The 23,927-nt window shown below is 72.1% G+C and carries 21 protein-coding genes and 2 pseudogenes; 10 read left to right on the top strand and 13 right to left on the bottom strand.

What is annotated here, in order from left to right:
• Positions 1-12: 12 nt before the first annotated feature.
• The gene (locus ACWDUZ_RS15645; protein ID WP_451632344.1) at positions 13-741 is read right to left on the bottom strand and encodes a TSUP family transporter; all 729 of its coding nucleotides are present in this window, start codon (positions 739-741) and stop codon (positions 13-15) included.
• Complete coding sequence (locus ACWDUZ_RS15640) at positions 738-1,229, bottom strand: MaoC family dehydratase (protein ID WP_451632343.1); 492 nt, start codon at positions 1,227-1,229, stop codon at positions 738-740. Before ACWDUZ_RS15640 ends, ACWDUZ_RS15645 begins: the two co-directional genes overlap by 4 nt.
• Positions 1,230-1,389: 160 nt before the next feature.
• Here ACWDUZ_RS15640 and ACWDUZ_RS15635 point away from each other — a divergent pair, with 160 nt between their 5' ends.
• Positions 1,390-2,193 carry a hypothetical protein gene (locus ACWDUZ_RS15635; RefSeq protein WP_451632342.1) on the top strand — a complete coding sequence of 268 codons (804 nt, stop codon included), beginning with the start codon at positions 1,390-1,392 and terminating at the stop codon, positions 2,191-2,193.
• Positions 2,194-2,241: 48 nt separating this feature from the next.
• Here ACWDUZ_RS15635 and ACWDUZ_RS15630 read toward each other — a convergent pair whose 3' ends face one another.
• Together ACWDUZ_RS15630 and ACWDUZ_RS15625 are read right to left on the bottom strand one after the other, a co-directional pair.
• A complete protein-coding gene (locus ACWDUZ_RS15630) occupies positions 2,242-2,568 on the bottom strand; it encodes an alpha/beta fold hydrolase (protein WP_451632341.1) in 327 nt (108 codons plus the stop codon).
• Positions 2,569-2,665: 97 nt separating this feature from the next.
• Positions 2,666-3,013: pseudogene (locus ACWDUZ_RS15625) on the bottom strand (alpha/beta fold hydrolase); the annotation flags it as partial.
• Between the two features lie 150 nt (positions 3,014-3,163).
• Between ACWDUZ_RS15625 and ACWDUZ_RS15620 the strand changes: the two are divergent.
• Both ACWDUZ_RS15620 and ACWDUZ_RS15615 read left to right on the top strand, forming a co-directional pair.
• Entirely contained in the window at positions 3,164-4,027 is an 864-nt protein-coding gene (locus ACWDUZ_RS15620; protein ID WP_451632340.1) for a helix-turn-helix transcriptional regulator, read from the top strand.
• A gap of 145 nt (positions 4,028-4,172) precedes the next feature.
• Positions 4,173-6,734, top strand: coding sequence for a polysaccharide lyase family 8 super-sandwich domain-containing protein (locus ACWDUZ_RS15615; RefSeq protein ID WP_451632339.1), 2,562 nt, complete (start codon positions 4,173-4,175; stop codon positions 6,732-6,734).
• 80 nt (positions 6,735-6,814) lie between these two features.
• On the opposite strand, the pseudogene ACWDUZ_RS15610 reads toward ACWDUZ_RS15615, so the two are convergent.
• Positions 6,815-7,411: pseudogene (locus ACWDUZ_RS15610) on the bottom strand (ElyC/SanA/YdcF family protein); the annotation flags it as partial.
• A 257-nt stretch (positions 7,412-7,668) separates the two neighbouring features.
• Here ACWDUZ_RS15610 and ACWDUZ_RS15605 point away from each other — a divergent pair.
• On the top strand, positions 7,669-8,652 hold the full coding sequence (locus tag ACWDUZ_RS15605) for a hydroxyacid dehydrogenase (RefSeq protein WP_451632427.1): 984 nt from the start codon (positions 7,669-7,671) through the stop codon (positions 8,650-8,652).
• Positions 8,649-10,523: a DUF2264 domain-containing protein gene (locus tag ACWDUZ_RS15600; protein ID WP_451632338.1), complete on the top strand. Its 1,875-nt coding sequence runs from the start codon at positions 8,649-8,651 to the stop codon at positions 10,521-10,523. The genes ACWDUZ_RS15605 and ACWDUZ_RS15600 overlap by 4 nt, the downstream gene beginning before the upstream one ends.
• Before the next feature lie 138 nt (positions 10,524-10,661).
• Here ACWDUZ_RS15600 and ACWDUZ_RS15595 read toward each other — a convergent pair whose 3' ends face one another.
• Positions 10,662-12,536, bottom strand: coding sequence for a CocE/NonD family hydrolase (locus ACWDUZ_RS15595; protein WP_451632337.1), 1,875 nt, complete (start codon positions 12,534-12,536; stop codon positions 10,662-10,664).
• Between the two features lie 889 nt (positions 12,537-13,425).
• Here ACWDUZ_RS15595 and ACWDUZ_RS15590 point away from each other — a divergent pair.
• Positions 13,426-14,262: an MBL fold metallo-hydrolase gene (locus ACWDUZ_RS15590; protein ID WP_451632336.1), complete on the top strand. Its 837-nt coding sequence runs from the start codon at positions 13,426-13,428 to the stop codon at positions 14,260-14,262.
• Positions 14,263-14,370: 108 nt separating this feature from the next.
• Here the strand turns inward: ACWDUZ_RS15590 and ACWDUZ_RS15585 are convergent, their stop codons facing one another.
• The 3 genes from ACWDUZ_RS15585 to ACWDUZ_RS15575 are packed head-to-tail and all read right to left on the bottom strand — an operon-like array spanning position 14,371 to position 17,120.
• Positions 14,371-15,402 carry an NAD(P)/FAD-dependent oxidoreductase gene (locus tag ACWDUZ_RS15585; RefSeq protein WP_451632335.1) on the bottom strand — a complete coding sequence of 344 codons (1,032 nt, stop codon included), beginning with the start codon at positions 15,400-15,402 and terminating at the stop codon, positions 14,371-14,373.
• Positions 15,399-15,950, bottom strand: a complete 552-nt coding sequence (locus ACWDUZ_RS15580) for an isoprenylcysteine carboxyl methyltransferase family protein (protein ID WP_451632334.1) — start codon at positions 15,948-15,950, stop codon at positions 15,399-15,401. The genes ACWDUZ_RS15585 and ACWDUZ_RS15580 overlap by 4 nt, the downstream gene beginning before the upstream one ends.
• A gap of 9 nt (positions 15,951-15,959) precedes the next feature.
• Positions 15,960-17,120 carry a type III polyketide synthase gene (locus ACWDUZ_RS15575; protein ID WP_451632426.1) on the bottom strand — a complete coding sequence of 387 codons (1,161 nt, stop codon included), beginning with the start codon at positions 17,118-17,120 and terminating at the stop codon, positions 15,960-15,962.
• A 46-nt stretch (positions 17,121-17,166) separates the two neighbouring features.
• On the opposite strand from ACWDUZ_RS15575, the gene ACWDUZ_RS15570 reads away from it, so the two are divergent.
• Positions 17,167-18,030 (top strand): UbiA family prenyltransferase, encoded by an 864-nt coding sequence (locus ACWDUZ_RS15570; protein ID WP_451632333.1) that lies wholly within the window; start codon positions 17,167-17,169, stop codon positions 18,028-18,030.
• Between the two features lie 161 nt (positions 18,031-18,191).
• Positions 18,192-18,638 carry an SPW repeat protein gene (locus ACWDUZ_RS15565; RefSeq protein WP_451632425.1) on the top strand — a complete coding sequence of 149 codons (447 nt, stop codon included), beginning with the start codon at positions 18,192-18,194 and terminating at the stop codon, positions 18,636-18,638.
• 292 nt (positions 18,639-18,930) lie between these two features.
• Here the strand turns inward: ACWDUZ_RS15565 and ACWDUZ_RS15560 are convergent, their stop codons facing one another.
• Both ACWDUZ_RS15560 and ACWDUZ_RS15555 read right to left on the bottom strand, forming a co-directional pair.
• A complete protein-coding gene (locus tag ACWDUZ_RS15560; RefSeq protein WP_451632332.1) occupies positions 18,931-19,830 on the bottom strand; it encodes a DMT family transporter in 900 nt (299 codons plus the stop codon).
• Positions 19,831-20,026: 196 nt separating this feature from the next.
• Positions 20,027-20,713, bottom strand: a complete 687-nt coding sequence (locus ACWDUZ_RS15555) for a hemerythrin domain-containing protein (RefSeq protein ID WP_451632331.1) — start codon at positions 20,711-20,713, stop codon at positions 20,027-20,029.
• 366 nt (positions 20,714-21,079) lie between these two features.
• On the opposite strand from ACWDUZ_RS15555, the gene ACWDUZ_RS15550 reads away from it, so the two are divergent.
• Positions 21,080-21,694, top strand: a complete 615-nt coding sequence (locus ACWDUZ_RS15550) for a TetR/AcrR family transcriptional regulator (protein WP_451632330.1) — start codon at positions 21,080-21,082, stop codon at positions 21,692-21,694.
• Positions 21,695-21,840: 146 nt separating this feature from the next.
• Here ACWDUZ_RS15550 and ACWDUZ_RS15545 read toward each other — a convergent pair whose 3' ends face one another.
• Positions 21,841-22,956 carry a sensor histidine kinase gene (locus ACWDUZ_RS15545; RefSeq protein ID WP_451632329.1) on the bottom strand — a complete coding sequence of 372 codons (1,116 nt, stop codon included), beginning with the start codon at positions 22,954-22,956 and terminating at the stop codon, positions 21,841-21,843.
• Positions 22,953-23,657 (bottom strand): VanSc-type vancomycin resistance response regulator transcription factor VanR, encoded by a 705-nt coding sequence (gene vanR-Sc, locus ACWDUZ_RS15540; RefSeq protein WP_451632328.1) that lies wholly within the window; start codon positions 23,655-23,657, stop codon positions 22,953-22,955. Before vanR-Sc ends, ACWDUZ_RS15545 begins: the two co-directional genes overlap by 4 nt.
• An 87-nt stretch (positions 23,658-23,744) precedes the next feature.
• Here vanR-Sc and ACWDUZ_RS15535 point away from each other — a divergent pair, with 87 nt between their 5' ends.
• Positions 23,745-23,882, top strand: a complete 138-nt coding sequence (locus tag ACWDUZ_RS15535) for a hypothetical protein (protein ID WP_451632327.1) — start codon at positions 23,745-23,747, stop codon at positions 23,880-23,882.
• Positions 23,883-23,927: the final 45 nt, after the last annotated feature.

Raw genomic sequence — 23,927 nt, 5'->3', positions numbered from 1 at the left:
GGGTCGGCGGACTCACAGCACGCCGAGGCCCTTGGCCAGACTCGTCAGTCCGCCGGCCAGCGCGAGCAGCAGGACGAGCTGCCGGGCCCGGCCCTCCGGCACGTGCTCGGCGAGCACTCGGCCGGCGACCGCGCCCATCGCCATCGCGACGAGCGCCGTCGTCCACCCCGTCGAGCCCAGCCGCGGGATCCCATTGGCCGCTATGGAGAAGATGTTCACGACGATGCCGTAGAACTGCGCGTTCGGCACGAACTCATGGACGGTCCAGCCGGCGTTCAGCGCGTAGAGGGAGAGCGGCGGGCCGCCCAGTCCCGCCGCGGCGTTCATGAATCCGCCCGCCGCGCCCGCGGCCACCGCCCCTCGGGTACCGGTCAGGGCGGACACGCGCCAGCCGCGCATCACCAGGAGCACGGCCAGGGTCACCAGGAGGCCCATCGCGACGAACAGCACGGGGTGCGGAAGTCGGGCGGCCACCCAGGTCCCGGCGGGGACGGCACACGCGGACGCGGCGACCAACGGCCCCATCGCGTCGAGCCGCACTCTCCTCCAGCCGCCGACGAGCCCGACGGCGCTGATGGCTCCGCACGCACAGTTGGCCAGTGCGACGCCGGCGGACGGGCCGAGCAGCAGCACGAGCGCGGGCACGGCCACGAGTGCGAAGCCCATGCCGGTCAGCCACTGCACACAGGCGCCCACCGTCACGACGGCGCCTAGGAGCAGTTGTGCCGTCCCGCCGGTCATGCCCCGGCGCGGGTGCGCAGCAGGTTCACGACCGTGACCCGCAGCACCGGCTCGCCTCCCTGGTCGAGGAGTTCGGCGAGGGTGCGGACGATGCCGCGCCGCGGGTCGGAGCGGGAGAGGCGGGTGTCGAGGGTGTGCAGGCGCAGGCGCAGCCGGTCGCCGGGGTGCACGGGCTTGAGCCAGCGCAGTTCGTCCACGCCCGGACTGCCGAGACTCGCGACCGTCGACAGGTAGTGCCCGGCGAACAACTGCATCATCAGGGCGACGGTGTGCCACCCACTGGCGACCAGCCCACCGAACGGCCCCCGCTCCGCCGCGACGGGATCGACGTGGAAGGACTGAGGGTCGTACTGGGAGGCGAAGCCGATGATCTCCTCCTGGGTGACGGCGATGCTGCCGAACTCGTACGTCGCGCCGGCCGTGTAGTCCTCGAAGTACCGGTCGTCGATGGGAGCTTTGAAAGTGTCGGTGTGCTGATGGCCGCTCATGTCTCCACAGTCCCCTCGACGTTCCATGGGCAGTGTCTACCAGGAGCCGTAGACACTGTCTATGGATCATGCGTGGGGCCGCGGCCGACCGTGTGCACGCCGCCCGCTAACATCCCTGGTCATGGGGAGGCGGAGACGGCGGCTCGGTATCACAGCCGGGGTGGCGGTACTGGCGGCGCTCTGTGCCTCCGGCCCGCAACCCCCGGGGGCGGTCGCCGCGGCGTCGGACCTCGGCCCCCTCCCCGCCGACCGCTACACGTACACCTCGCAGGACTACCAGCGCTCGCAGCGGGCATCGGCGTTGCTGGTCCGGCAGTGCATGGCCGGGCGCGGCCACCCGGACTTCCCGCTCGACCCCCGCTACCCCACCGACCCCGTCGTGGCCACCGCGGTCGCCACCGACTACGGCGTCCTCGATCCCGACGCCGCCCGCCGCTGGGGCTACGGCTGGGACCCGTCCAAGCCCGTGGTGCCGCGGCCGAAGGGGCGCCGGATGACCAACGCCGAGTACGCGGACCATCCGGACTGCGTCACCGAGGCGGACCGACGGCTCATGCGGGGCATCGACCTCAAGCGGGACTGGCTCTACGCGAGCAGCCGGGCGGTCGAGGTCGGCAAGGCGGTCGAACGCGACCCGCGCCTCCGTGCGGCCTTTGCCGCGTGGTCCCGCTGTGTGGCGGACCAAGGGTTCACGCGCTATGCCGATCCTGCCGCGGCGTACGCCGACGACGCCTGGCAACGGGGCAGCGACGGCAACACCCGGCACACGCGGCGGGAGCGGGACACCGCCGTCGCGGACGTCGCCTGCAAGCGCCGCCTCCGTACGGCCCAGACCTGGCACGCCGTACGGGCGCAGAAGCAGGCGGCGGACATCGCACGGCACCGCGACCGCTACGCCGCCGGGCTGAGGGCGCTGCGGGCGTACCGGACCAACATCGACGAGGTGCTGCGCAATCTCGGCTAGGTCCGGCGGCCGGCACCGCGTCGCGGACGGGGAGCCTGCCCGCCCGGCTCAGCCGAGGAACTCGGTGACGAGCTGGGCCAGTTCGGCGGGCTGCTCCAGCCGCGCCACATGGCCGCACTCCAGCTCGGCGTAGCGGCTGTGCGGGATGCCTGCCGCGAGCTCGCGCGAGTGCTCGACGGGGATCAACGCGTCCAGCGCGCACCCGATGACCAGGGTCGGGGCCTGGATGCGGGGCAGCGCGGCGCGGATGTCCACCTTCAGGTCGGCGTCGAGCTGGCGGAGCAGGTTCACGCTCGGTGGCATGACGGTCGCCAGTTCCTCCACGGCCTCGCGGTCGAGCGTGTTGAGGTAGGAGCGGCTGAAGGCCGTCAGCATGGCGTAGCGCGCGAAGGCCGTCGGGTCGTCGGCGAGCGTGCGCCAGACGGTGAGGCCGTTTCCGGATGTACGGGTCCTCCGGGCTGCACCACCCGCAGAGCGTGATCAGTCGGCGCACCAGCTCCGGGTGGTGCGCGGCGAGCAGGGCGACGACGGGCGCGCCCAGCGAGTAGCCCAGCACGTCCACCGGTCCGCGATCCACATCGGCCAGTACGGCGGCCAGTTGGGTCGCGAGCAGCTCGACGGTCAGCTCGCCGCCGTCGTCCTCGGCCGGCTCGCTTCCGGACAGGTCCGGGAGGACGACGGTGTGCCGGCTGGTGAAGTACCCGAGCACCGACTCCCAGGTGACCGACCCCCGGCCGGAGCCGTGCACCAGCACGAGGACCGGACCCGAGCCTTCCAGACGGTAGGGGATGCGAGCGCCGTCGACGGTCACCACGGGCATGGTTCCTCTTTTCCTGGAGGGTGGGAGAGCGTGTTCCACCGCCAACGATGCGGCGCCCCGGCCCGGATGAGGAGCGGACCGCTTCGCCTAGGACCGGCGGTCCCAGGGTTCCCAGGTCCTCATGGCCCGCCGATGCAGGATCATGGGGTCATGCCGAGCGCGCTGAACCGCCGTGAACTCGCCGACTTCCTGCGCCGGTCGCGAGAGCGGCTGCGCCCCTACGATGTCGGGCTGGCCTCCGGGCCCCGGCGACGGACACCAGGGCTGCGCCGCGAGGAGGTGGCCCAGCTGGCCGGGATGTCCGCCGACTACCTGATGCGCCTGGAGCAGGCACGCGGTCCACAGCCTTCCACCCAGTTGCTCGGCGCCCTGGCACGCGCGCTGCGGCTCACCGAGGACGGGCGCGACCACCTGTTCGTGCTGGCGGGGCACCGCCCACCGGAAGGCCGCCGGGCGGGGAGCCATGTCCGTCCCGGGCTGCTGCACCTCCTCGACCAGCTGACGCGCACCCCCGCGCAGATCCTCGGTGACCTCGGCGATCTGCTGGCCCAGAACGCCGTGGCGGAAGCCCTGTTCGGCTGCGTGTGCACCGTGCAGGAGCCCGACCGGAACGTGGTGTGGCGGTGGTTCACCGATCCCTTCGTCCGCGAGGCGTACCCGGAGGACGAACATGAGCGACGCGGCCGGCAGATCGTGGCCGACCTCCGTACGGCGGTGGCGCGCCGCGGCCCCGGCGACGCCGAGGCGGCGGCGCTCGTCGCCCGGATCCGGCGGGCGAGCGACGAGTTCGCCGCGATGTGGGACCGGCACGAAGTGGCCGTCCGGCGGCAGAGCCGACTGCGGGTGCGGCACCCGGAGGTGGGGCTGATCGAGTTCGACTACGAGGCGCTCCTCAGCCCGGCCGAGGACCAGCGGCTGCTGGTCTTCACACCCCCGCCCGGCACACCGAGCACCGACGCCCTCGACCTGCTGCGCGTCGTCGGACCCGAGACGGCGCACCGCAGCCACCGTTGATCGGGGACCGAGGACCCGCCACGGGCCGTGCGCATGAGGACGCCACGACGGTGCCGTCCGCATCCGCTGCGGCCCTAGTGACACAGGGACTTCCAGTTGCTTGGATGTGACAAGCGCTTTCCGGCCGAACCCTTGGAGCGTGCCCGTGCAGCTCTCACGTCGTGCTCTGTTGTCGGTGTTCCCCGCGGCGACCATGCCGGCCGTGCCGCGGCCGCCGAGGGCCTGGGGCGTGGACCGGCCGGACGCGGCCGCCGCCGACGCGGCCGGCGACCGTGCCGCACTGATCGGCAACGTGGTCGCGATGGTGGCCGGAACCGCGGAGTCCAACGCCCGGCCCGAGGTGGGCCCCAAGCTCGCGTCCATCGACGCGACCGCACGGTCCCGGCTGGCCGCGATGGACGCAGCCGGGCAGGGGGAACTCTTCGTGGGCCTGGCCCTGGGCACGAGTGACACGAACCTGACGACGTCGTTCCAGTACCTCTACGAGATCGCCCTCGCGACCCGCACACCCGGCGGCTCGGCTTCCGGCCTCCGCGACGACGTGACCGTCCAGAGACGGGTCGTCGACGGCCTGGCCAGGCTGTACGACGACTACTACGGCACCCCGTCGAAGGGCTACTACGGCAACTGGTTCAACTGGGAGATCGGCATATCCACCCCCGTGAGCAGGACCCTCGTCCTGCTCGAGGACCAACTCGCGGAACACCGGCCCGACCTCACCGCCGCCTACGTCGCCGCCATGGACGCCTACCTGCGCAACGGCAAGGACGGCGACGTCGACCTCGACTCACGCTTCCACACCGGCGCCAACCTCGCCGACATCACGACGAACCGGATCCTGCAAGGCGCCGTGCTCGACGACGGCGCCCGCATCGGCAAGGCCATCGCCGATCAGCTGACCGTCTTCGCCACCGTCGATCCGTACGATCTCCGGCACGGCGTCACCGACGGCTTCTACGCCGACGGTTCGTTCGTCCAGCACGCCTCCGTGGCCTACACCGGCTCCTACGGCACGGGCCTGCTGACCCGCGTCGTCCAGACCCTCAAGATCCTCGACGGCACGGGCTACGCCCAGGACATCGGCGGCCTCGTCGACACCGTGCGGGACTGGGTCGTCGACGGCTTCGCTCCACTGATGTTCGAGGGCTGGATGATGGAGATCGTCAAGGGCCGCGCGGTGTCGAGGACCGCCACCGGGTACAGCTCCGTCGCCTCCGTCGTCGAGGCCGTCGTCGACCTCTCCGGCTACGCGACCGGGGCCGACGCCACAGCCCTGAAGGGCTACGTCAAGTACATACGGGAGACCTCGAAGGCCACCCTGGACCCGAAGAGCTTCGTCTCCCCGGTGAGCATCGCCCGCTACGCCGCCCTCCTCGCCGACACGTCGATCCCGGCGAAGGACCTCAACCCCGCCGAACGCAACGTGGCGTTCAACGCGATGGACAGGACCGTCCACCGGCGCCCCGGCTACGCCTTCGCGCTGGCCCGCAGTTCCACCAGGATCAGCAAGTACGAGTACATGAGCGGCGAGAATCTCATGCCGTGGTTCCAGGGCGACGGCGCCCACTACCTCTATCTCTCCGGCCAGGACCAGACCCAGGCCTTCGGTGTCGACTACTACACGGCCGTCTCGCCCTACCGCCTCGCCGGCGTCACCGCGCCCGTGGAGAGCCGCAAGACGATTCCCGAGCTGTACGGCACTCAGTGGTACGACAATCCCGAACGCGGCTTCACCTCCTCCTCCGAGTCGCAGAACACCTACGTGTACTTCCCGCGCGGCACCGACAGCTTCTCCGGCGGGGCTTGCCTCGGCGCCTACGGCGCGGTCGGACTCGTCCAGTCCGACGACGCGGCGTATGCCGCGAAGCAGGCCGGAGCCCTCCCCGACGACTTCGTCGCCTACCGCAACGCAGAGGCCACCAAGTCGTGGTTCATGTTCGACGACGAGATCGTCGTCCTCGCCGCGGGGGTCGGTGACGCCGCGGGGCGCCCGGTGACGACGACCATCGACACCCGGATCGCCGGCCCGTCGGACGTCGTCACCCTCACCGGGGAACTCCGGGACGGCAAGACCTGGTCCGGCCCCGGTACGGCCCCGCTGGCCTGGCTGCGCTACGCCGACGCCGGTCAGGGCATCGCGGTCGGATACGTCTTCCTGGACGAGCAGCGGCCCACCGTCGCGCTCGACACGGTAACCCGCAGTCGCCGCCTGGTCCGCGCCTCCAATCCCGACACCCCGGTGACCAAGCAGGTCTTCTCCGTCCGCGTCGAGCAGGCGGCCTCCGCACCACCCACCTCGATGGCCTACGCCCTCGTCCCCAACGCCTCCGAGAGACGGCTGAGGTCGTACGCCCGCGGACCGGTGTCCGTTCTGGTCAACACCCCCCGGATCCAGGCCGTGCGCCACACGGGACTGCGCATCGTGGCCGTCAACGTCTTCGCATCGGGCACCCACCACGCCGAACGGCTCTCGATCGACGGCCCGGCATCGGTGATCGTCCAGGAGGGGCGCGACGGCATCACCAGGATCGCGGTGTCCGACCCGACGACGGAACGCGATACGGTCTCCGTCACCCTCCGCGGCCGGACGATGAAGGCGCTCTCGGCGGACGACGGAGTCAGGGTCGGACGGACCCACGGCGGCACGCGCATCGACGTCACCACGCGCCACTCCTACGGCCGGAGCCTCACGGCGGCACTGCGTTAGCGTCCGTCGCGCACCGCGCCCTTTCGTCGCTGCACGACGACACGGAGCACCAGGTCGACGGGGAGACGGCCCGGGAGCTCGACCTTCCGTTCCTCGGCTGTGAGGCCGCGGAGCGTCCGGAGTCCGTACAGCGCCAGCACCGGTTTGACGAGCATCCACTCGCCGAATCGGTAGTCGTCCGCGCGTACGAGTCTCTTGGCGAGATCGGGGCGGTGGCGTCGCAGGTACGCGCGGGCCTTGAGCGCGTGGGCCGGCTGAGAAGCGATCTCAATGCGGTCGACGCCTTCGAGCAGCGGAGTCACGTTCGTGACGTTCTCCCATGTCGTCCGGCTTCGCTCTTCGAGCAGCACTGTGCCGTCGAAACCGAGTACCGACGTCGCGTGGTCGGCCATCAACCGGGCCTCCGCGGCGCCGCCGGTCGCACCGCCGCTGAAGATCACGCGCGTGTCAGCCGCGCCGTCGGTGGCGACGGAGCGGATTCCGGCACGAACTCGCCGGCGGTTGACGCGGTTCGCCGTCGCTTGCGGGTTCCGGTAACCCGGCACGACCACGGCCTCGGGACCGCCTGTGCTCGCACCTGCCTTTCCCACGAGAGCCCGAGACCAACGCCAGTTCAACCACTCGCCCCAGATCAGGGCCGCGGCCCCGGCTACAGCCAGTCCGCTCCTTCGTCGCATGCGGCGACTCCAAGGGCTGGGCCGCGGACGCGTCTCCTCGCGGGCACCCGATCGGACGGCGGCAGTGAGCAAGGAGAGTCTCCGGGAACTCAGCGCTGGCCGGCGCCCCTGGTTATGCTGCCGCCGAAACGTCGGGCGAAGCGCTCGAGCGGACAGCGGGTTGTGGGGGCCATCAGCATGGGTGAACCGGTCGGTCTCGGAAGGCGGATCCTCGCGGCGGGGGCGGTCAGGTGAGCAAGCCACGCGCGGCGCTGGCCATGTCGCCCGAGGCGGCCGCCGCCGTCTTCACCCCGCGTGCGCTGGCCGCGCTCAGGGACGTGTGCGACCTGGCGCCACTACCGGTCCTCGACGACCTGACGACGGCACGCGCCACCGACGTCCTCGCGGACGTCGAGGTGCTCGTCACCGGCTGGGGGTGCCCGTCGCTCGACGCCGGCGTCCTCGCGGCGGCGCCCCGGCTCAAGGCCGTCGTGCACGCTGCCGGCTCGGTGCGCGGGCACGTCACCGACGCCTGCTGGGACCGCGGTGTCGAGGTGTCGTCGGCGGCCGCGGCCAATGCTCTGCCGGTCGCCGAATACACGCTCGCCATGGTCCTGCTGCACGGCAAGCACGTACTGGAGCGGGCCCGCGACTACCGGAGGACCCGCGAACGCGACGACTGGCTGCGCACCTCACAGGGTGAGGTGGGCAACTACCGCCGCACGGTGGGCATCCTCTCCGCCTCCATGATCGGCCGGCGCGTCGTCGAACTGCTGCGCCCCTTCGACTTCGACGTTCTGCTGCACGACCCGTACGTCACCGAGGCCGAGGCCGCCGACATGGGCGTGGAGCCGGTGGACCTGCCCGGCCTCTTCTCCCGCAGCGACCTGGTCAGCGTCCACACGCCGCTGCTGCCCGCGACCCGCGGCCTGGTCAGCCGTGAACTGCTGGGCGCGATGCGGCCGAACGCCGTACTGATCAACACCTCCCGCGGGGCGGTCCTCGATCAGGAGGCGCTCACCGACGTGGTGCGCGCGGGCCGCATCCGGGCCGTGCTCGACGTGACGGACCCCGAGGTGCTGCCCGCCGGGCACCCGCTGTGGGACTGCCCGAACGTGTTGATCACCCCTCACCTCGCCGGTTCGCAGGGCAGTGAGTGGGAACGGCTCGCCGACTCGGCCGTCGGCGAGGTGGCCCGCTGGGCGGCGGGCGAGAAACTCGCCCATCCCGTCCGGCGCGACAGACTGGCGTTCCTCGCATGAGTGTCCCCTTCGACCTGCCCGCCGAGAACCGGGAGCTGAGCCCGTACACCGGCTACACCCGCGCGCACTGGGAGGCCGTCGCCGACGGGCTGCTCGGCGCCGCGTGGCGCTGGGCGACCCCCGGCGGCGCCCTGCTGGACCTGCCCGGCCGACCCTCGCGGTCCGGTGTCCGCTCGGACGGCCTGGAGGGCTTCGCCCGTACGTTCCTGGCGGCCGGCTTCCGCGTCGCGGGCGCGGGTGGCAAGGACCCGCACGGCTGGCTGGAGCGGTACGCGGGAGGCCTCGCGGCGGGCACCCGCACACCGGGCCGGGACGATGCCGAGTCATGGCCGCTGATCCTCGACCACCACGTGCAGGGCCAGCCGATGGTCGAGTCGGCGTCGGTGGCGCTCGGTCTGTCACTGACCCGGCCGTGGCTGTGGGACCGGCTCGACGACGACGTGCAGGACCGGGCCGAGGCATGGCTGCGCGGCGCCGTCACGCACACCCCCGCGCCGAACAACTGGTACCTCTTCCCGTTCACGGTGGCGTCGTTCCTGGAGTCCGTCGGCCGCGGCGACCGGGCGACGGCGCGGGCCACGGAACGGGCCCTGGACCTGATGGAGACGTGGTACCGGGGCGACGGCTGGTACGCCGACGGCGACGGGCGCGCCTTCGACCACTACAACGGCTGGGCGCTGCACCTGTATCCCCTGCTCCACGCCCATCTGTCGGACGACACGGCGCTGTCGGGCCGGTTCGGGCCGCGGCTGCGCGAGCACCTGGCGGGTTTCTCGCTCCTCTTCGGTGCCGACGGGGCGCCGATCCACTTCGGGCGCTCGCTGACCTACCGGTTCGCGGCGGCGGCCGCGGTCGGCGTGGGTGCCGTCACGGGTCACACGCCGCTGTCGCCGGGCACGTCACGCCGTCTGATCAGCGGCAGCCTGCGCTACTTCCTCGACCGGGGCGCGGTGACGGACGAAGGACTCCTCAGCCTGGGCTGGCACGGCCCGCACGCCGCCACGTTGCAGGACTACTCCGGCCCCGCGTCCCCGTACTGGGCGTCGAAGGCCTTCGTGGCGCTGCTCGCACGGGAGGACGACCCGCTGTGGACGGCGACCGAGGAGCGGGCGCCGAGCGAGGGCCCCGACCGGGTGCTCGTGTTGGCCGCGCCCGGACTGCTGGTGCAGTCCACCGGGGCCGACGGGATCGTGCGTCTGCACAACCACGGCAGCGACGACGTCCGGCCGCACGAGGGCGAGTTCGCGGCGGAGGACGACCCGCTGTACGGCCGCCTGGCGTACTCCACCCACACCGGCCCCACGTCCCGGGACAACCTCGCGGACAACCATCTGTCCGTGGAGGTCGGCGGCGTACCCAGTGTGCGGCGGCGGATCCGTCCACTCGGCGCGGGAGAGGGCGACGGGTGGGGCTGGGCGGGCTCCTGGCACCGGCCGGTGTTCGTGTCCGGGCCGCCGATGGTGCCCGGGCTGCGCGTCGAGAGCGTGACCGTGGCGCGTGGGCGTCACGAACTGCGGGTCCACCGGGTGGTCGGGGCGCCGCACGGGGCACGCGTGACGCTCACCGGGTGGGCCACGCAGACGCTCCGCTCCGACCTGGTGGGGCTGCTCGGCTGGGACGGGTGGGACCAGGTGCGTGCGCCCGGGGGCACGGCGTACGAGCCGTGGGTGCGGGTGCCCCGGCTGTCGGCGGACGTCCGGGGGACGGCGGTGTTCGTCGCGTTGGCCGGCCTGGGGGCGGAGGCCGATGCGGCGAAGCCCACTGGCGCCGTCAGGGAAGTCACGCGCGTGGACGGCGAGTTGCGGGTGCGCTGGGCCGACGGCCCGCAGACGGTCGTGACGTTCGAACCGCTGCGGGTCACGACGGCATAGACCTCGGAGTCGGCCGCGCTTGCACCGCCGGGCCGCATCCGGGCCGCGACCGCACGGTGGTCGGTTGTCGGTGGGCCGGCGCCGGCCGAGGCTCCGGGGGCTCCCGGAGGTCGTGTCGGCCGGCGCCGGCCCTGGGTGTCAGAGGTGACCGCCCGGTGTCACCGTGAACGTCGCCGGACCGGCCGGCAGGTCCACCGTGTACTGGCGCAGGTAGGTGTCCAGGAACGGGGACCGGTCGCCGGGCGTGGCGACGTCGTCGGACGGGTCGTCCAGGGCAAGCCTGAGCTGGGCGCCCTTGACTCCGATCGTCTGACCCGACGGCGTGTCGCGCCAGGAGCCGGTCTGGATGGAGCCGATCTCCACGGCGAGGACGTGCCCGGCCGGCAGGGTCCAGTCGGTCGCCTTGAGATCGACGTTCATCCGTCCCGAGTGCAACAGGGAGACCTGCTCGTCGAACATCACCGCGGTGCCGTCCGGGGCGACGTCGTACAGCTTGAGCATGACGTTGCCTTCTCCCTCTGCGGTCAGGGAGATCCGCGGCGTGCCGGTGACGCGTACGTCCCGCGCGGTCGGCTTCGACCACACGAAGAAGCTCGAGGTCACCTCACCGCTCTTCTGGAGCTTCGCCAGTCCCTTGGCCAGCCCCTGGGGAGAGGGCTGGTCGGTGGCCGGCGCGTGCTCCATGTCCCATCGGCCCGACGGCTGTGTCCCCCGCGGCGCCGGGGCGGCGGAGATGCCCAGGGCCTTCCGGGCGGAGGCCCCGCCGTCGTCGATGTAGGAGCCGTTGCCCAGAGGGAGGGTGACGGACCGTTCGACGACCGGCCAGGTGCGCTGCGCGCGCCAGGTGCCGGTGGAGTCCTCGACTGCGTAGGCGGGGTAGTGGACCTTCGGCCGGACGTGCTTGAGGTACTGGCCGTAGAAGGAGAGCGTCTCGTCGTACCAGCCCTCGCGGCCCATGGCCAGGCGGCCGTCACCGACGCGGTCGCCGCCGCGCACGTGGTCCCATTGGCCGACCCACCCTCGCTCCGGACCGACGTGGTTGTCCAGGTACTCCTGCATCTCCTCCGGCTTGGTGTTGTTCTCGATGAAGCCCTGGGTGACGAACAGCGGCGTGTCGGTCCCCCGGGCCATCTTCGCCAGGTCGCGGGCCTTCCAGTAGGGGTCGGACCGGTCGGATATCCGGTACCCGGCGGAGTTCTCGGTGAGGCACTCCGGGTGGGTGTCCTCCCAGCGGGCGTTGGCCTGGTAGTGGGGGTCGTCGTCCGCCATCGGGGGCATCGTGGCGATGCCGTTGTAGGCGTTGGCGGTGCCGGTGACGTTCGGGCGGGGCACGCCGTTGGAGTAGATGTACGGGTACATGTCCCACAGGGGTTCCTGCGCGACGACGGCCTTGAGCGCATCCTGGTCGAGGTCGTTGCCGATGAGCCCGGTGACGGCGTCGTACGACTTGCCGTACATGCCCACCGCCCCGGTGGACCACGGCTGGTGGGCGGCCCAGGACACGGCGGCCTTGACGTCGGCCTGTTCGCCGGGGCCGCCCCAGTCCAGGCAGCCGGTGGAGCCGCCGAAGCCGCGCAGGTCCGCCATGACGAAGGCGTATCCGTGGCGGAAGAGGTCCGTTCCCTCGACGAAGTCCTGGAAGCGGGACGAGGGCCCGGTGTGCGTCCAGCCCTCGGGGCCGGTCTGCCCGGTGTGCGCGAAGTACGGGCCGATCGACAGGATGACCGGCACCTTCTGACCGGCTTTCATGCCCTCGGGCAGCAGAACGTCCGCGTGCAGCTCGGTGCCGGAGTGATCGGAGGACGGGAAGTAGTGCTGGGTCCACACCGAGCCCTCGGGGACACGGTCGTTCTGCTCGTGGGTGACGGGGTCGGTCGCGGTGGCGACCGCTGTCGTCCCGGCGTGTGCGGCGGCGCCGGGTACGGCGGCCGCGGGGCCGGTGAGCGCGCCGGTCAGGGCCAGGGTGATGGCGAGCGCTGACGCGGCCCGGACAGCCGCGCGTCGTCTGTTCACATGCTCCTCCCGAGAATGGCGAGTTACGGGGTGGTGCAGGTGGTTCCGGTTGGTCCGGTGGTGCGGGTGGTTCCGGTCGTTCCGGTGGTGCCGGCCGGGCAGCGGCCCCCGGCCCGGCGTGGCGTGCAGGCCGGCGCCTGGCGCACGAACACGCCCGGACGCAGCCTGAGCAGGGGCACAGGGGCGAGCGGAAGCCGACGGACAGCGAGCCTATGATCGAGTTGGAACACCGTCAATGAGGCGTCATGTCCCTTGTGTTACTGATGCGAGGCCCGGTCGTGAACCGTTCCGGCATCGGCCCGCGATCGCGTCATGGCCGGATCAGGACAGTGTCGACGGTCTCGCCACCATCACCGTGGTGTCGGTGAGCAGGGCCCGGACGCACTCTGCTCACCAAGTACTGACGGCCCGTCACTGTGCCCTCGCTGATGTCGATTGCCTGGATGCCGGCGAGCACGGGCATGCCTGAAGGCCCGCGTACGGCCTCGGAGGGACGAGGAGCAGGCGCCGCCGCGCACCGTCGCATCCGTCTCCTCGTCCGGCTCCGGGAACAGGACGTCGGCCGGTCCCCGGCGGGCCAGCGCCTGCGCCCGGGTGAGGACGACGTCGGCCGGACCGACGGACCCCGGACGACGCGCCGACGATCGGCCTCGTGTCCGGCAGCCACCTGACGCGGTCTCTCCGCGGTTGCCGGGCAGCCGAGCCGGTCTGTCCACGCCGGGCGGGACAGCCGGACCCGTCCCGACCGCGACCGCCGCGTCGCCTGGTGCGGACTCGTCCGGAACGATCACGACGGGCCTCGGCCGGGGCGCGCGGACCGGGTGTGAACCTGCGGCCGCCGATCACTCGGGGGGCAGTGGGGGTTCATGAGCGACGAGGGGATTCGGCCGTGCAGCACACCCCGCCCGAAGGCACCGCGGAGATCTTGTTCATCGGCAATGCGACCGTGCTGATCCGCTACGGAGAGCTGACACTGCTGACCGATCCGAACTTCCTCCACCGCGGACAGTTCGCCCACCTCGGCTACGGGCTGGTCTCGCGCCGGCTCACCGAACCGGCCGTCGACGTGGCGGCACTGCCCCACGAGGACCTGGACGCCGTGGTGCTCTCCCATCTGCACGGCGACCACTTCGACCGGGTGGCGCGGCGCGGGCTGGACCGGGGCCTGCCGTTCGTGACCACGCCGCACGGCGCCCTCCTGCTCAAGCGCCTGTACGGCTTCCGCCGCGCCACCGGCCTGCGCACCTGGCAGAGCCGCACCCTGCGGCACGGCGACTCCTCCGTACGCATCACCTCACTGCCCGGCCGCCACGCGCCCGGCCCCGTGCGAGTCCTGCTGCCGCCGGTGATGGGCAGCCTGCTGGAGTTCGGCGACCGCTCGGGGGAGATCAGGCTGGTGCTCTACCTTTCGGGCGACACCCTGATGTACGACGGCCTGCGCGGGATCGCGGAGCGCTGCCCGGACATCCATCTGGCGGTCCTGCACCTGGGCGGCACGACCCTGCCCGGGGGCCTGGTGGTCACCATGGACGCCGAACAGGGCGCCGACCTGCTGGACCTGCTGCGCCCGCGGCGGGCGCTGCCCGTTCACTACGACGACTACACGGTCTTCCGCTCCCCGCTCGAGGACTTCCTGGCAGAGGCCGCGCGCCGCGGCCACGACGCGCGCCTGGTGCGGTGCGCCCCGGGCGAGCGGGTGACCGTGGGCGGCGACGCCACCGCCTGACCGGCATGCCGGGAAACGAGCAAGGGTGCCCGAGGCGTCCGAAACCCGACCGGACCACGGGTGGTGGGGGCCCGCCGGGCCGCCTTGCAAGCAAGGTGACGGCAGGCTTCAGGCCAGTGCGTTCACCACTGCCGTGAACAGGCCCGGCAGGCAGGCGGCGGTGGGCACGATGCGGGCGGCGAGTGCGGGCCGCTGACGGGCTCCGACCAGCAGCTCGGTCAGGATCCGGTGGCGCCGGGTCGCTCGGCTCCAGTCGGTTTCGTAACGGCTCGGTGTGGCGCGGCTCAGGTTGGCGACCAGGGCTTCCGCGCCGGTCAGGGCGAGGCAGAGGCCCTCACCGGTCAGTGCGTCGATGTATCCGGCCGCGTCACCGACCAGCAGGACGCGCCCGTGGGTGCGGGTGCGGGCCTTCTGGCGCAGCGGCCCGGCGCCCCGCACCGCGGTCACGGCCCTTTCCTGCGGGAGGCGGGCCGCCAGCGCACGGAAGCTCGCCAACTGGGTGGCGAAGGGGGCTCGCCGGGCCGTGAGCAGGGCGACGCCGACCAGTTCCGGTCCGAGCGGGGTGACATACGCCTCCGCGTGCTGTCCCCAGTGCACTTCGACGTACGGCGACCAGGGGGGCACCGCGTAATGCCGGCGCAGCCCGTACCGGGGTACCCCGCGGGTGCGCATCTGCAGGCCGAGGGAGCGGCGCACGGGTGAGTGGAGGCCGTCGGCGGCGACCAGCCATCGGGCGCGCAGTCCGGTGCCGGGGACGGTCACGCCGGTGGCGTCCTGGCGCACGTCCTCCACCCGCATGCGCAGGATGGGCACCCCCGCGTCCAGCACCGCTCGGTGCAGGACGTTGTGAAGGTCGGTGCGGCGCACGCCGAGGCCGGGTCCGTGCCGGAACGCGGCCTGGACCTGGCGAAGTCCCTGGACGTAGCGGATGCCGGTGATGGGGTGACCCGGGACGTCCAGGCCCAACCGGGTGAGGGCGGCAACGGCTCCGGGCATCAGGCCCTCACCGCACGCCTTGTCGACGGGCGCCTGACGCGGCTCGGCGATGACGGTGTCGAGTCCGGCGCGCGCGGCGTGGAGGGCGGTCGCGAGGCCGGCGGGCCCGCCTCCGACGATCAGTAGGTCGGGGCCGGTGCTCACGCCGGCTCCGCCCGGGCGAGGGCCGTGTCCTCGCAGCGGGCCCTGTTCTCGCCGAGTGCCGTGTTCTCGCAGCGGACACGGACGGTGAGCAGCATCGCGTTGGCGACGGTGAACACCGTGGCGGTCAGCCACGCGGAGTGCACCAGGGGCAGGGCGGCGACCTCCACGACGACCGCGACGTAGTTGGGATGACGCAGGAAGCGGTAGGGGCCGGCGCCGACCAGGCGTGCTCCCGGGACGACGATGACCCGGGTGTTCCAGTACGGTCCGAGTGTGGTGATGCACCACCACCGCAGGGTTTGGGCCGACACGGCGAGCCCCAGCATGGGCCAGCCCAGGGCGGGCAGGAACGGCCGGGCGGCGAGCAGGGGTTCGAGCAGACAGCAGGCCAGCAGGCCGGTGTGCAGGGCGACCATGACCGGGTAGTGGCCCCGGCCGTGCTCCACACCGGCGCGAACTCGGGTCCAGGCCGCGTTGCGCCGGGCGACGAGGAGTTCGGCGACGCGTTCGGCCGCGACGGCGACGACGACAAGCGCGTACCAGGGCATGAGGATCACTCACCAGTGCAGCAGGACGAGTTCGGAGCAGAGTCCCGGTCCCAGCGCGAGCAGCAGCCCCCAGGTGCCGGGGGCGGGACGCCGGGATTCCCGGATGGTCTGCAGGATGTGCAGGACGGAGACGGAGGACATGTTCCCCGCTGTCGCCAGTGAGGACCGCGCTTGGTCGAGGGCATCGATGTGCAGGCCGAGACTGTCGGCCACGGCGGAGAGGATCCTGGGACCTCCCGGATGGCACACCCAGGTCCCGATGTCGTCGGTGGTGAGGCCGTGCTCGGCCAGGAAGGCCCGCACGTGCCGCCCGAAGTGGTTCCGTACGACACCGGGGACACCGGCGTCGATCACCACGCGGAACCCGTCGGCACCGACGTCCCACCCCAGGAGCCGTTCGGTGTCCGGGTACAGGTGGCTGCGCGTGGCGACCACCGAGGGCCCGGCCGTCCCGCGTGCCTCGCCGCCGCCGGGGGTGCGGCCACCGCGATCACCGCGTGCGACGAGTGCCGCCGCGCCGTCCCCGAACAGGGCGCCCGCGACGAGGTTGGCGCGGGAGTCGTCGCCCTGCTGCAGCGTCAGCGAGCACAGTTCGACCGTGAGCAGCACAGCGGTGTCGTCGGGATGCCCGCGCAGATAGTCGTGCACCCGGGCGAGGCCGGCGGCGCCCGCCACGCAGCCCAGGCCGAACACCGGAAGCCTCTTGACGTCGGGCCGCAGCCCCATGCGTCCGGCCAGCCGAGCGTCGAGCGACGGGGCGGCCACGCCGGTGACGGAGGCACACACCAACAGGTCGACATCGGCAGGCACCAGCTCCGCCTCCTTCAACGCGCCGGCGAGGGCTTCCTCGCCCAGTTCCAGGCCCACCGCCAGCCAGGCGTCATTGCTCTGTCCGAAGTCACCGAGAGCGGAGTAGCGATCGATCGGCAGGGCGAGATGACGCGTGCGCACACCCGCGGAGGCGTGCAGGCGGCGCAGCAGGGCGCGGTCCGCGCCCGGGGCCAGGCACAGGTCACCGATCGCCTCGGTGAGCTCGTCCTGCGCGTAACGGTAGGGCGGCAGCGCCGTGTGTACGGCGGCGACCGTGGTCGCCGCGGCGGGCACGGCCGCCCGGCACGGCGCGGCGGGCGGTGTGGAAGGGACACGGTCGACGATCACAGGAACACGCATGTCGCTCATGCCTTCCTCGTCCTGGACGCCCCATTACCGTGCAGAGGTGTCTCTCCACCCATCTGGTGTTCTCGCCCGCACCACCACCCGTCTCCCGGCGCTGCTGCGTTCCTGCCATCTGGAGCCGGCGGTCGCCGTGACGGTGTTCGTGACCGCCCTGGCCGTCGCGGCGGGCCGCGGGGCGGCGGGGTCGGCGGCCGTCGCCGCGGCAGTGCTGGCCGGTCAGCTCTCCATCGGCTGGTGCAACGACGCCGCCGACGCACAGCGTGACACGGCCTGCGGACGACGTGACAAGCCGGCGGCCACCGGAGAGCTTCCGCCCCGCGCGGCGGCGGCCGCGGCGGGGACAGCCCTGGCCCTGTGCGTCCCCCTGTCACTGCTGAGCGGTGCCGCCGCGGCGACGGCTCACCTGGCGGGCATGGTGGCCGCCGGATGGGTCTACAACCTCGGCCTGAAGCGCACAGTGCTCTCGCCGCTGCCCTATGCCGTGGGCTTCGGCTCGCTGCCGGCCTTCGTGACCCTCGGTCCGCCGTCACCTTCCGGGCCCGCCTGGTGGGCGGTGGCGGCGGGAGCGCTGCTGGGTGTGGGCGCGCACGTGGTCAACGTGCTGCCGGACATCGAGGCCGACCTCGCGACCGGTGTGCGAGGGCTGCCGCAACGCCTGGGCCGTCCGGCCTGCCGTTGGCTGGCCCCCTTCGTGATGCTGACGGCCGTGGGGGTGCTGGCCGCCGGACCGTCCGGGGCGGTGGCGATCTCGGACTGGGTCCTGGCGGCGGCGGCCGGGATCATCTCGATCGCCGGTACGGCTCTGCCGTCCGTGGCCCACAGCCGGTGGCCGTTCCGGTCGGCGATCGCGGTGGCCGGCATCGCGGTGGCGCAACTCCTGCTGCGCGGCTCGGACCTGGCCTGACCCGACCGCGAGGAGGTCGGCGACAGGTCCGCGATGACGTCAGACCCCTGCCAGTGATGCACGTCACATGGAAGGGTCACGGAAGGCTGAGTCAACGGCCCGATAACGGATAATCGGCATAAAGAGAACATATGCATCTCCATGGAGAGGAGATGACAGCAATGTCGTATCAGCAGCACGCCTCCGGCATGACCGCACACCCGGAGATGGCGGAAATGCGCGAGCGGCTGGAGCGTACGGCGTCCAGCGGCAGGGTGATCGCCGTCGAAGGGCTGATCCTTCTGGCAGGTGTGTACGCAGCGATCTCGCCGTGGGTGGTGCACTTCTCGGGGCAGTCGGACATCACGGTCAACAACCTGATCGTCGGCATCGCTGTCGGCCTGATGGGACTGGGCATGGCCCTCGCCCCGGAGCGGATGTTCCGCGTGGCGTGGGCCGTCGCACCGCTGGGCATCTGGCTGGTGATCTCTCCGTGGGTCGTCACCGCAACCCACGGCGCACGGGCCGGCATCATCTGGAACAACTGCTGGACCGGCGGCGTCATCGCACTGCTGGGACTGATCGCCATGGGCCTCACCATCGGCGTCGCGCGCAAGCCGCTTCGATAGGACCGGGAGCTGCCGTACGGTCCGCGTGCACGGCGCGCACGCCGCAGCGTGGCGGAGCAGCCGCGGCTCGAGCAGTGGCCGTGAGAAAGCGCGTCGAGGGGCCGCCGGTAGCGGCCGGCGCGAGGCAGCCCTTCGGTGGCGGGCCACCTACGGGTCGGCCCGCCACCGCTGTGCGTTGCGGCCGCCTGTCGGTGCGGACGGTGGCCGACGGCCCGTACCGGCGCGTTGGCGGTGGCTCCGTCGCGGGGTAGGTGCGCATCGCCACCAGGCCCCGTGAGCCCAGGACCGGGCCTCACGGCTCCGCCTCCGGACCGGCCCCGGCGTCCTGCTGTTCCTGCTGCCCGGCCTGACCGGCAAGAAGCGGGGAACGCGTCAGGACCACGACGGCGGCGGCCACCACGCCGGCCGCCACGACCGACAGAACGATGTAGAGGCCGCCACGGACGGCTTCGCCGAAGACGAGGACGCCCCAGAGGATCGCGACGACCGGGTCGGACAACGTGAGTGCGGGCTGGCTGGCCAGCAGGCGACCCGCCCGCATCGCGGACTGCAGCAGGAACATCGCTCCGGCTCCGGCCACGATCATCCCGTAGAGCTGCCAGTTGGTGAACACGGCATCCAGTCCGTGGGTGAACTCCACGGTCACGCCCTTGATCAGCGCGGCGGTGAAGCCGAAAGCGCAGCCGGTCGCCACGCCGAGCAGCGCCGCCTTGCGGGCGCCGACGCCGGTGAGGCGGGCCCATGCCACCACAGCACCGACCACCAGCACGTTCAGCCCGGATGCGAGCGCCCACATGAGCGCGGTGGCGTGGGCCGTGGAACCGTGAGCCGGGGAGAGGAAGTACAACAGCCCCGCCAAGCCGGCGATCATCGCCACCGATGCCGTCCACTCCCGGACACCGAGGTGGCTGCCGAAGACCAGCGACGCCAGCACGAGAGTGGCCGGCAGCTCCAGGAGGAGAACCGGCTGCACCACCGACAACTGGCCGTTGCCCAGCGCCACGGCCTGCAGCAGAAAGCCGGCGATGATCGCGGCGACGCCGCCGAACCATATCGGCCGGTGCAGCAGGCTCCACACCAGCCGCCAGTTGAGGCTCTCGCTCTCCGGGCGCTCCCGCGCGGCCTTGCGCTGCAGCACGGAGGCCAGGGCGTTGGCGATCGCGGCCAGCACGGCCAGCGGAACACTCAGCACGGCGCCCCACACTCAGGTGTCAGGGTCCGCCTCGGCACACACCGGCTCGTGCGACACGAGCCTGTCGGCGGCAGTGGCCGCTCTCGGGCAGCGCGGCGAGAGGCGAGTGCCGCGACGGACAGGTTGGTTCGGCCCCGTGCGGTCACTGGGGGACGGAACGCCGGCCGGCCTGCGGCAGCGTCCGATCCTGCGACCGTCAGGAGGCCACGCGGTGGCGGACGGCGTCACGGGCTCGGTCGAAGGGGCCGAGGAGGGGCGCGGCCAGCTTGTTCGTGGCCTCGTTGTTGACCCAGCGGTGCGGCCGGGTCGGCGCGTACGCCTGCGTGAGCTTGACCTCGGCGCCCAGCATCCGCAGCCGGGACGCGCTCAGGGCCGTGCGCAGAGCGGCGAACTCCTCCCGTTCCTCCCGCGCCGCATGCCGGGAGACCGCGCGGCGGGCCTCGTTCAGCCGCCGCAGGTACCCGCGGCCGTTCGGCCCGGTGTGCCACAGAGCCACCAGCAACCGCTTCGCCTCCTTCTCCTCGTGTCGGCGGCGGGCGGCCAGTTCGCGGCCGTGTTGCAGCGCTCGGCGGGCGACCGGGTGCACGTGTGCCTCCTCGGCGGCTTCGTGCACGGCCAGCAGGCGCATCAGCCGCTCGAAGTTCCGGCGGCGGAGCGGGCCCGGCAACGCGGCGCGCAGGAAGCCGAGCCTGATCTGCCGGTGCTGCCGGGTGAGCACCTCGACGGCATCCTCGCGGCCCAGTTCTCGTGCGACCGCCAGGGGCCACGCGGGAGCAGCCTTCCCGGCTCTCGCGGCGGCCTGCCCGGCCTTCGCCGCGGCCTTCGCGGTCGGCAGCGGCTTGGTCGCCACGGCCTGTACTGCCGTCTTGCTGATCATCCCCATGGGTCCTCCTCACTCCTGGGTCACAGGTCGTGGGTACCCCGGCCCATCGCTGTCACCCGTTCCCGGAAGGCTGCGCTGCTCGGGGCACTGGTGGGCCGCTCGGGGCGGGGGCGTCGGCCGCCCGCACCGCGAGCCGGGCGGTGCGCTCACCGAGGCGGACCGAGCGGCAGCGGCGCGGCCGAGCCGCCCGGTCGCTGATGCGCGCGGGGGTCCGCAAGGCCGTGTCCCGTCGGTCCGGTCGGCCTTCTCCGCCCGGCCGGCCCGGCGGGACGCCGTCGGCGCCCGTTGCTCCGCGCGGTCGCGCCGCGAGCACCGGACAGATGAATTTCCTGCTGTCAACCGTCCGAACCCGCCAGGAGGCCCCGCATGACTCCTCCGTCCCGCACCGGACGGCGCCCCGGCGACAGCGGCACTCGGGAGGCCATCCTCCGGACCGCCCGCCGCCATTTCGCCGATCTCGGCCACGACCGCACGACGCTGCGCGGCATCGCGGCCGACGCCGGCGCCGACGTGGCGTTGGTGTCCCACTACTTCGGGCCCAAGCGGCGGCTGTTCGCCGAGGCCGCCCCCCTGCCCCTGGAGCCCGAGCCACTGCTCGCCGAGTTGCTGGGCGGGCCGCGCGAGAGCATCGGTCACCGGCTGGCCGCACGCGTCCTGGGCCAGACGGAGACGGCCGAGGGGCAGCAGAAGATCACCGGGCTGATCCGTGCGGCCGCCTCCGAGGAACTGGCCGCCCGCCAGATCCGCGAACGCGTCACCGAGGCCCTGCTGCTGCCCCTGGCGGAAGGCATCGGCTCACCCGACGCCCGGCTGCGCGCCGCGCTGGCGGGCTCCCAGATCGTGGGCCTGATGACGGCCCGGCACATCGTGGGCGTGGAACCGCTGGCGTCCAGCAGTTCCCAGACCCTGGCCGCGGCCGTCGGACCCGTCCTCCAGCACTACCTCACGGGGCCCCTCTCGGGCCCGGTCACCACTGCGTGACCGTGAGGTTCGGATTCTCCAGGACGAAACCCACGGTCCACGGCTGCGAGCAGGACGAGGCCGTTCCGGGTCGGTGCCTCACGTTCCGGGCTCGTGCCTCACCCGTGCGTCCGGGGTACGGGACGGCGGGCGCTGGTGGGCATTCGTCATTCGTCGGTGGGCGGGACCGTCGCCGGCAGTTCCACGGTGATGCGCAACCCTCCCGCGGGACGCGCGGTGAGGGTGAGTTGTCCGTCGTGTGCGCGGGTGATGGTCTGGACGATGGTCAGGCCGAGCCCGACACCCGCATGGTCGGTGTGCACGCGCTCGGTGCCGCGCTGGAACGGTTCGGTGAGTGTCGAGACCCGTTCCGGGGTGAGCGTCTCGCCGGTGTTCTCGACCGTGAGGAACACGGTTGTGCCGCGAACACCGGTGCTGACCCGCACGGTGCCCTGTTCGGGCACGTTGTGGACGATCGCGTTGTGCACGATGTTCATGGCCAGTTGCAGCAGGAGCGCCCGCGATCCGACCGTGGCGGTGACGTCGCCGCTGGTCTCGATGGTGACGCCGCGTTTCTCCGCGAGCGGGAGGAGTGTCTCGGCGGCTTCTTCCGCCACGAGGGAGAGGTCGACGGGTTCTCGTGCGAAGGACCGCTGGTCGGCGCGGCTGAGCAGGAGCAGTGCCTCGGTGAGGTCGATCGCCCGGGAGTTGACGGCGTGCAGGCGGTCGATGAGTTCGCCGTCGACCCGGCTCGGATCGGCGCGGGCCACGTCGAGAAGCGTCTTCGAGACCGCAAGCGGAGTGCGCAACTCGTGAGAGGCGTTGGCCGCGAATCTCCGCTGTTCGGCGACGTGCGCCTCGAGCCGGGCGAGCATCGTGTCGAAGGCGTCGGCGAGTTCGCGGAACTCGTCCTTGCGGCCCGGGAGCCGTATGCGGTGGGCGAGCGTTCCGTTCGCGGCCATGCGTGTGGCGTTGGTGACGCGGGTCAGGGGGGCGAGCATGCGGCCCGCCAGGATCCAGCCTCCCAGGAGACCGAAGACCAGCAGGAACGCCACGACCGCGGCCGCCCGCGGAGCGAAGATCTCCAGGAGGACGGACCGGACCGGAAAGACTCCGTCGAGTTTGTCATCGGGGTTGATGAGCATCGCGCGATCGGGAACATAACGCAGGAGGAACGCCCACACCGCCGCCAGCAGCATGACTCCGGCCAGCATGAGGAATCCGGCGTAGCTGAGGGTGAGTTTGAGGCGAACGCTCACCCCGGGCGCCCTGTCCACGGTCATGCTCCCCGGTCTTCGAACCGCGGCTCGTCCACGGCCTCCGGTCGAGTGTCGATGCGGTACCCGGCGCCCGGCACGGTGGCGATGATCCAGGGTTCGCCGAGACGCTTCCGCAGTGCCGATACGGTGATGCGCACGGCGTTGGTGAAGGGGTCGGCGTTCTCGTCCCAGGCGCGTTCCAGGAGTTCCTCGGCACTGACGACACCGCCTTCGGCGGCGACAAGGACCTCAAGCACGGCGAACTGCTTGCGGGTCAGTGGGACGTACCGGCCGTCGCGGTGGACCTCGCGGCGGAACGGGTCCAGCCGCAGCCCTGCGATCTCCCGCACGGGCGGCCTGCTGTGGGCACGTCTGCGGTCGAGTGCTCTGAGCCGGAGTGCGAGTTCCTGGAGTTCGAAAGGCTTCGTGAGGTAGTCGTCGGCGCCGAGTCCGAAACCGGACGCCTTGTCGTCGAGACGGTCGGCCGCGGTGAGCATCAGGATCGGCATGCCGCTTCCGGAGGCGACGATGCGTTCGGCGATCTCATCGCCGGTGGGTCCGGGAATGTCACGGTCGAGAACGGCTATGTCGTATGTGTTCACGCTCAGTAGTTCCCAAGCGGTGTTGCCGTCACCCGCGATGTCGGCCGCGATCGCCTCCAGGCGCAGCCCGTCCCGTATCGCTTCCGCCATATAGGGTTCGTCCTCGACGATCAACACACGCATGTACGTGATGCTACAAGCGGGCACATATCGCCGGTGTATCGAAAAATGCATACGCGTAGGCAACACCGCGCCGCCTTCACTGGCCGCATGCACCAGACCACACCCTCAGCACCGATGGCGGCCCACCGGGCCCGCCGGCTCCGTGCCGTCGACCCGACGGCGATCGTTCACGGCTCCCCGGACACGTATGCCGGCCCGGCCCGGGACCTGAGGGCGGACCAGTGACCGGCAACGAGCCAGGAGTGACGGCCGTCCAGGCCGACACGGCGG

It is taken from the genome of Streptomyces sp. NPDC003393 (genome assembly GCF_053589015.1).
This window is presented reverse-complemented; position numbering and strand designations above follow the sequence as displayed.

Excerpts from the sequence above, each read along its gene's own strand:
- ACWDUZ_RS15645 (WP_451632344.1), bottom strand. The coding sequence starts at position 741 with ATGACCGGCGGGACGGCACAACTGCTCCTAGGCGCCGTCGTGACGGTG.
- ACWDUZ_RS15640 (WP_451632343.1), bottom strand. The coding sequence starts at position 1,229 with ATGAGCGGCCATCAGCACACCGACACTTTCAAAGCTCCCATCGACGAC.
- ACWDUZ_RS15630 (WP_451632341.1), bottom strand. The coding sequence starts at position 2,568 with ATGCTGACGGCCTTCAGCCGCTCCTACCTCAACACGCTCGACCGCGAG.
- ACWDUZ_RS15620 (WP_451632340.1), top strand. The coding sequence starts at position 3,164 with ATGCCGAGCGCGCTGAACCGCCGTGAACTCGCCGACTTCCTGCGCCGG.
- ACWDUZ_RS15605 (WP_451632427.1), top strand. The coding sequence starts at position 7,669 with ATGTCGCCCGAGGCGGCCGCCGCCGTCTTCACCCCGCGTGCGCTGGCC.
- ACWDUZ_RS15600 (WP_451632338.1), top strand. The coding sequence starts at position 8,649 with ATGAGTGTCCCCTTCGACCTGCCCGCCGAGAACCGGGAGCTGAGCCCG.
- ACWDUZ_RS15580 (WP_451632334.1), bottom strand. The coding sequence starts at position 15,950 with ATGCCCTGGTACGCGCTTGTCGTCGTCGCCGTCGCGGCCGAACGCGTC.
- ACWDUZ_RS15575 (WP_451632426.1), bottom strand. The coding sequence starts at position 17,120 with ATGCGTGTTCCTGTGATCGTCGACCGTGTCCCTTCCACACCGCCCGCC.
- ACWDUZ_RS15565 (WP_451632425.1), top strand. The coding sequence starts at position 18,192 with ATGTCGTATCAGCAGCACGCCTCCGGCATGACCGCACACCCGGAGATG.
- ACWDUZ_RS15555 (WP_451632331.1), bottom strand. The coding sequence starts at position 20,713 with ATGGGGATGATCAGCAAGACGGCAGTACAGGCCGTGGCGACCAAGCCG.
- ACWDUZ_RS15550 (WP_451632330.1), top strand. The coding sequence starts at position 21,080 with ATGACTCCTCCGTCCCGCACCGGACGGCGCCCCGGCGACAGCGGCACT.
- ACWDUZ_RS15545 (WP_451632329.1), bottom strand. The coding sequence starts at position 22,956 with ATGACCGTGGACAGGGCGCCCGGGGTGAGCGTTCGCCTCAAACTCACC.
- vanR-Sc (WP_451632328.1), bottom strand. The coding sequence starts at position 23,657 with ATGCGTGTGTTGATCGTCGAGGACGAACCCTATATGGCGGAAGCGATA.
- ACWDUZ_RS15535 (WP_451632327.1), top strand. The coding sequence starts at position 23,745 with ATGCACCAGACCACACCCTCAGCACCGATGGCGGCCCACCGGGCCCGC.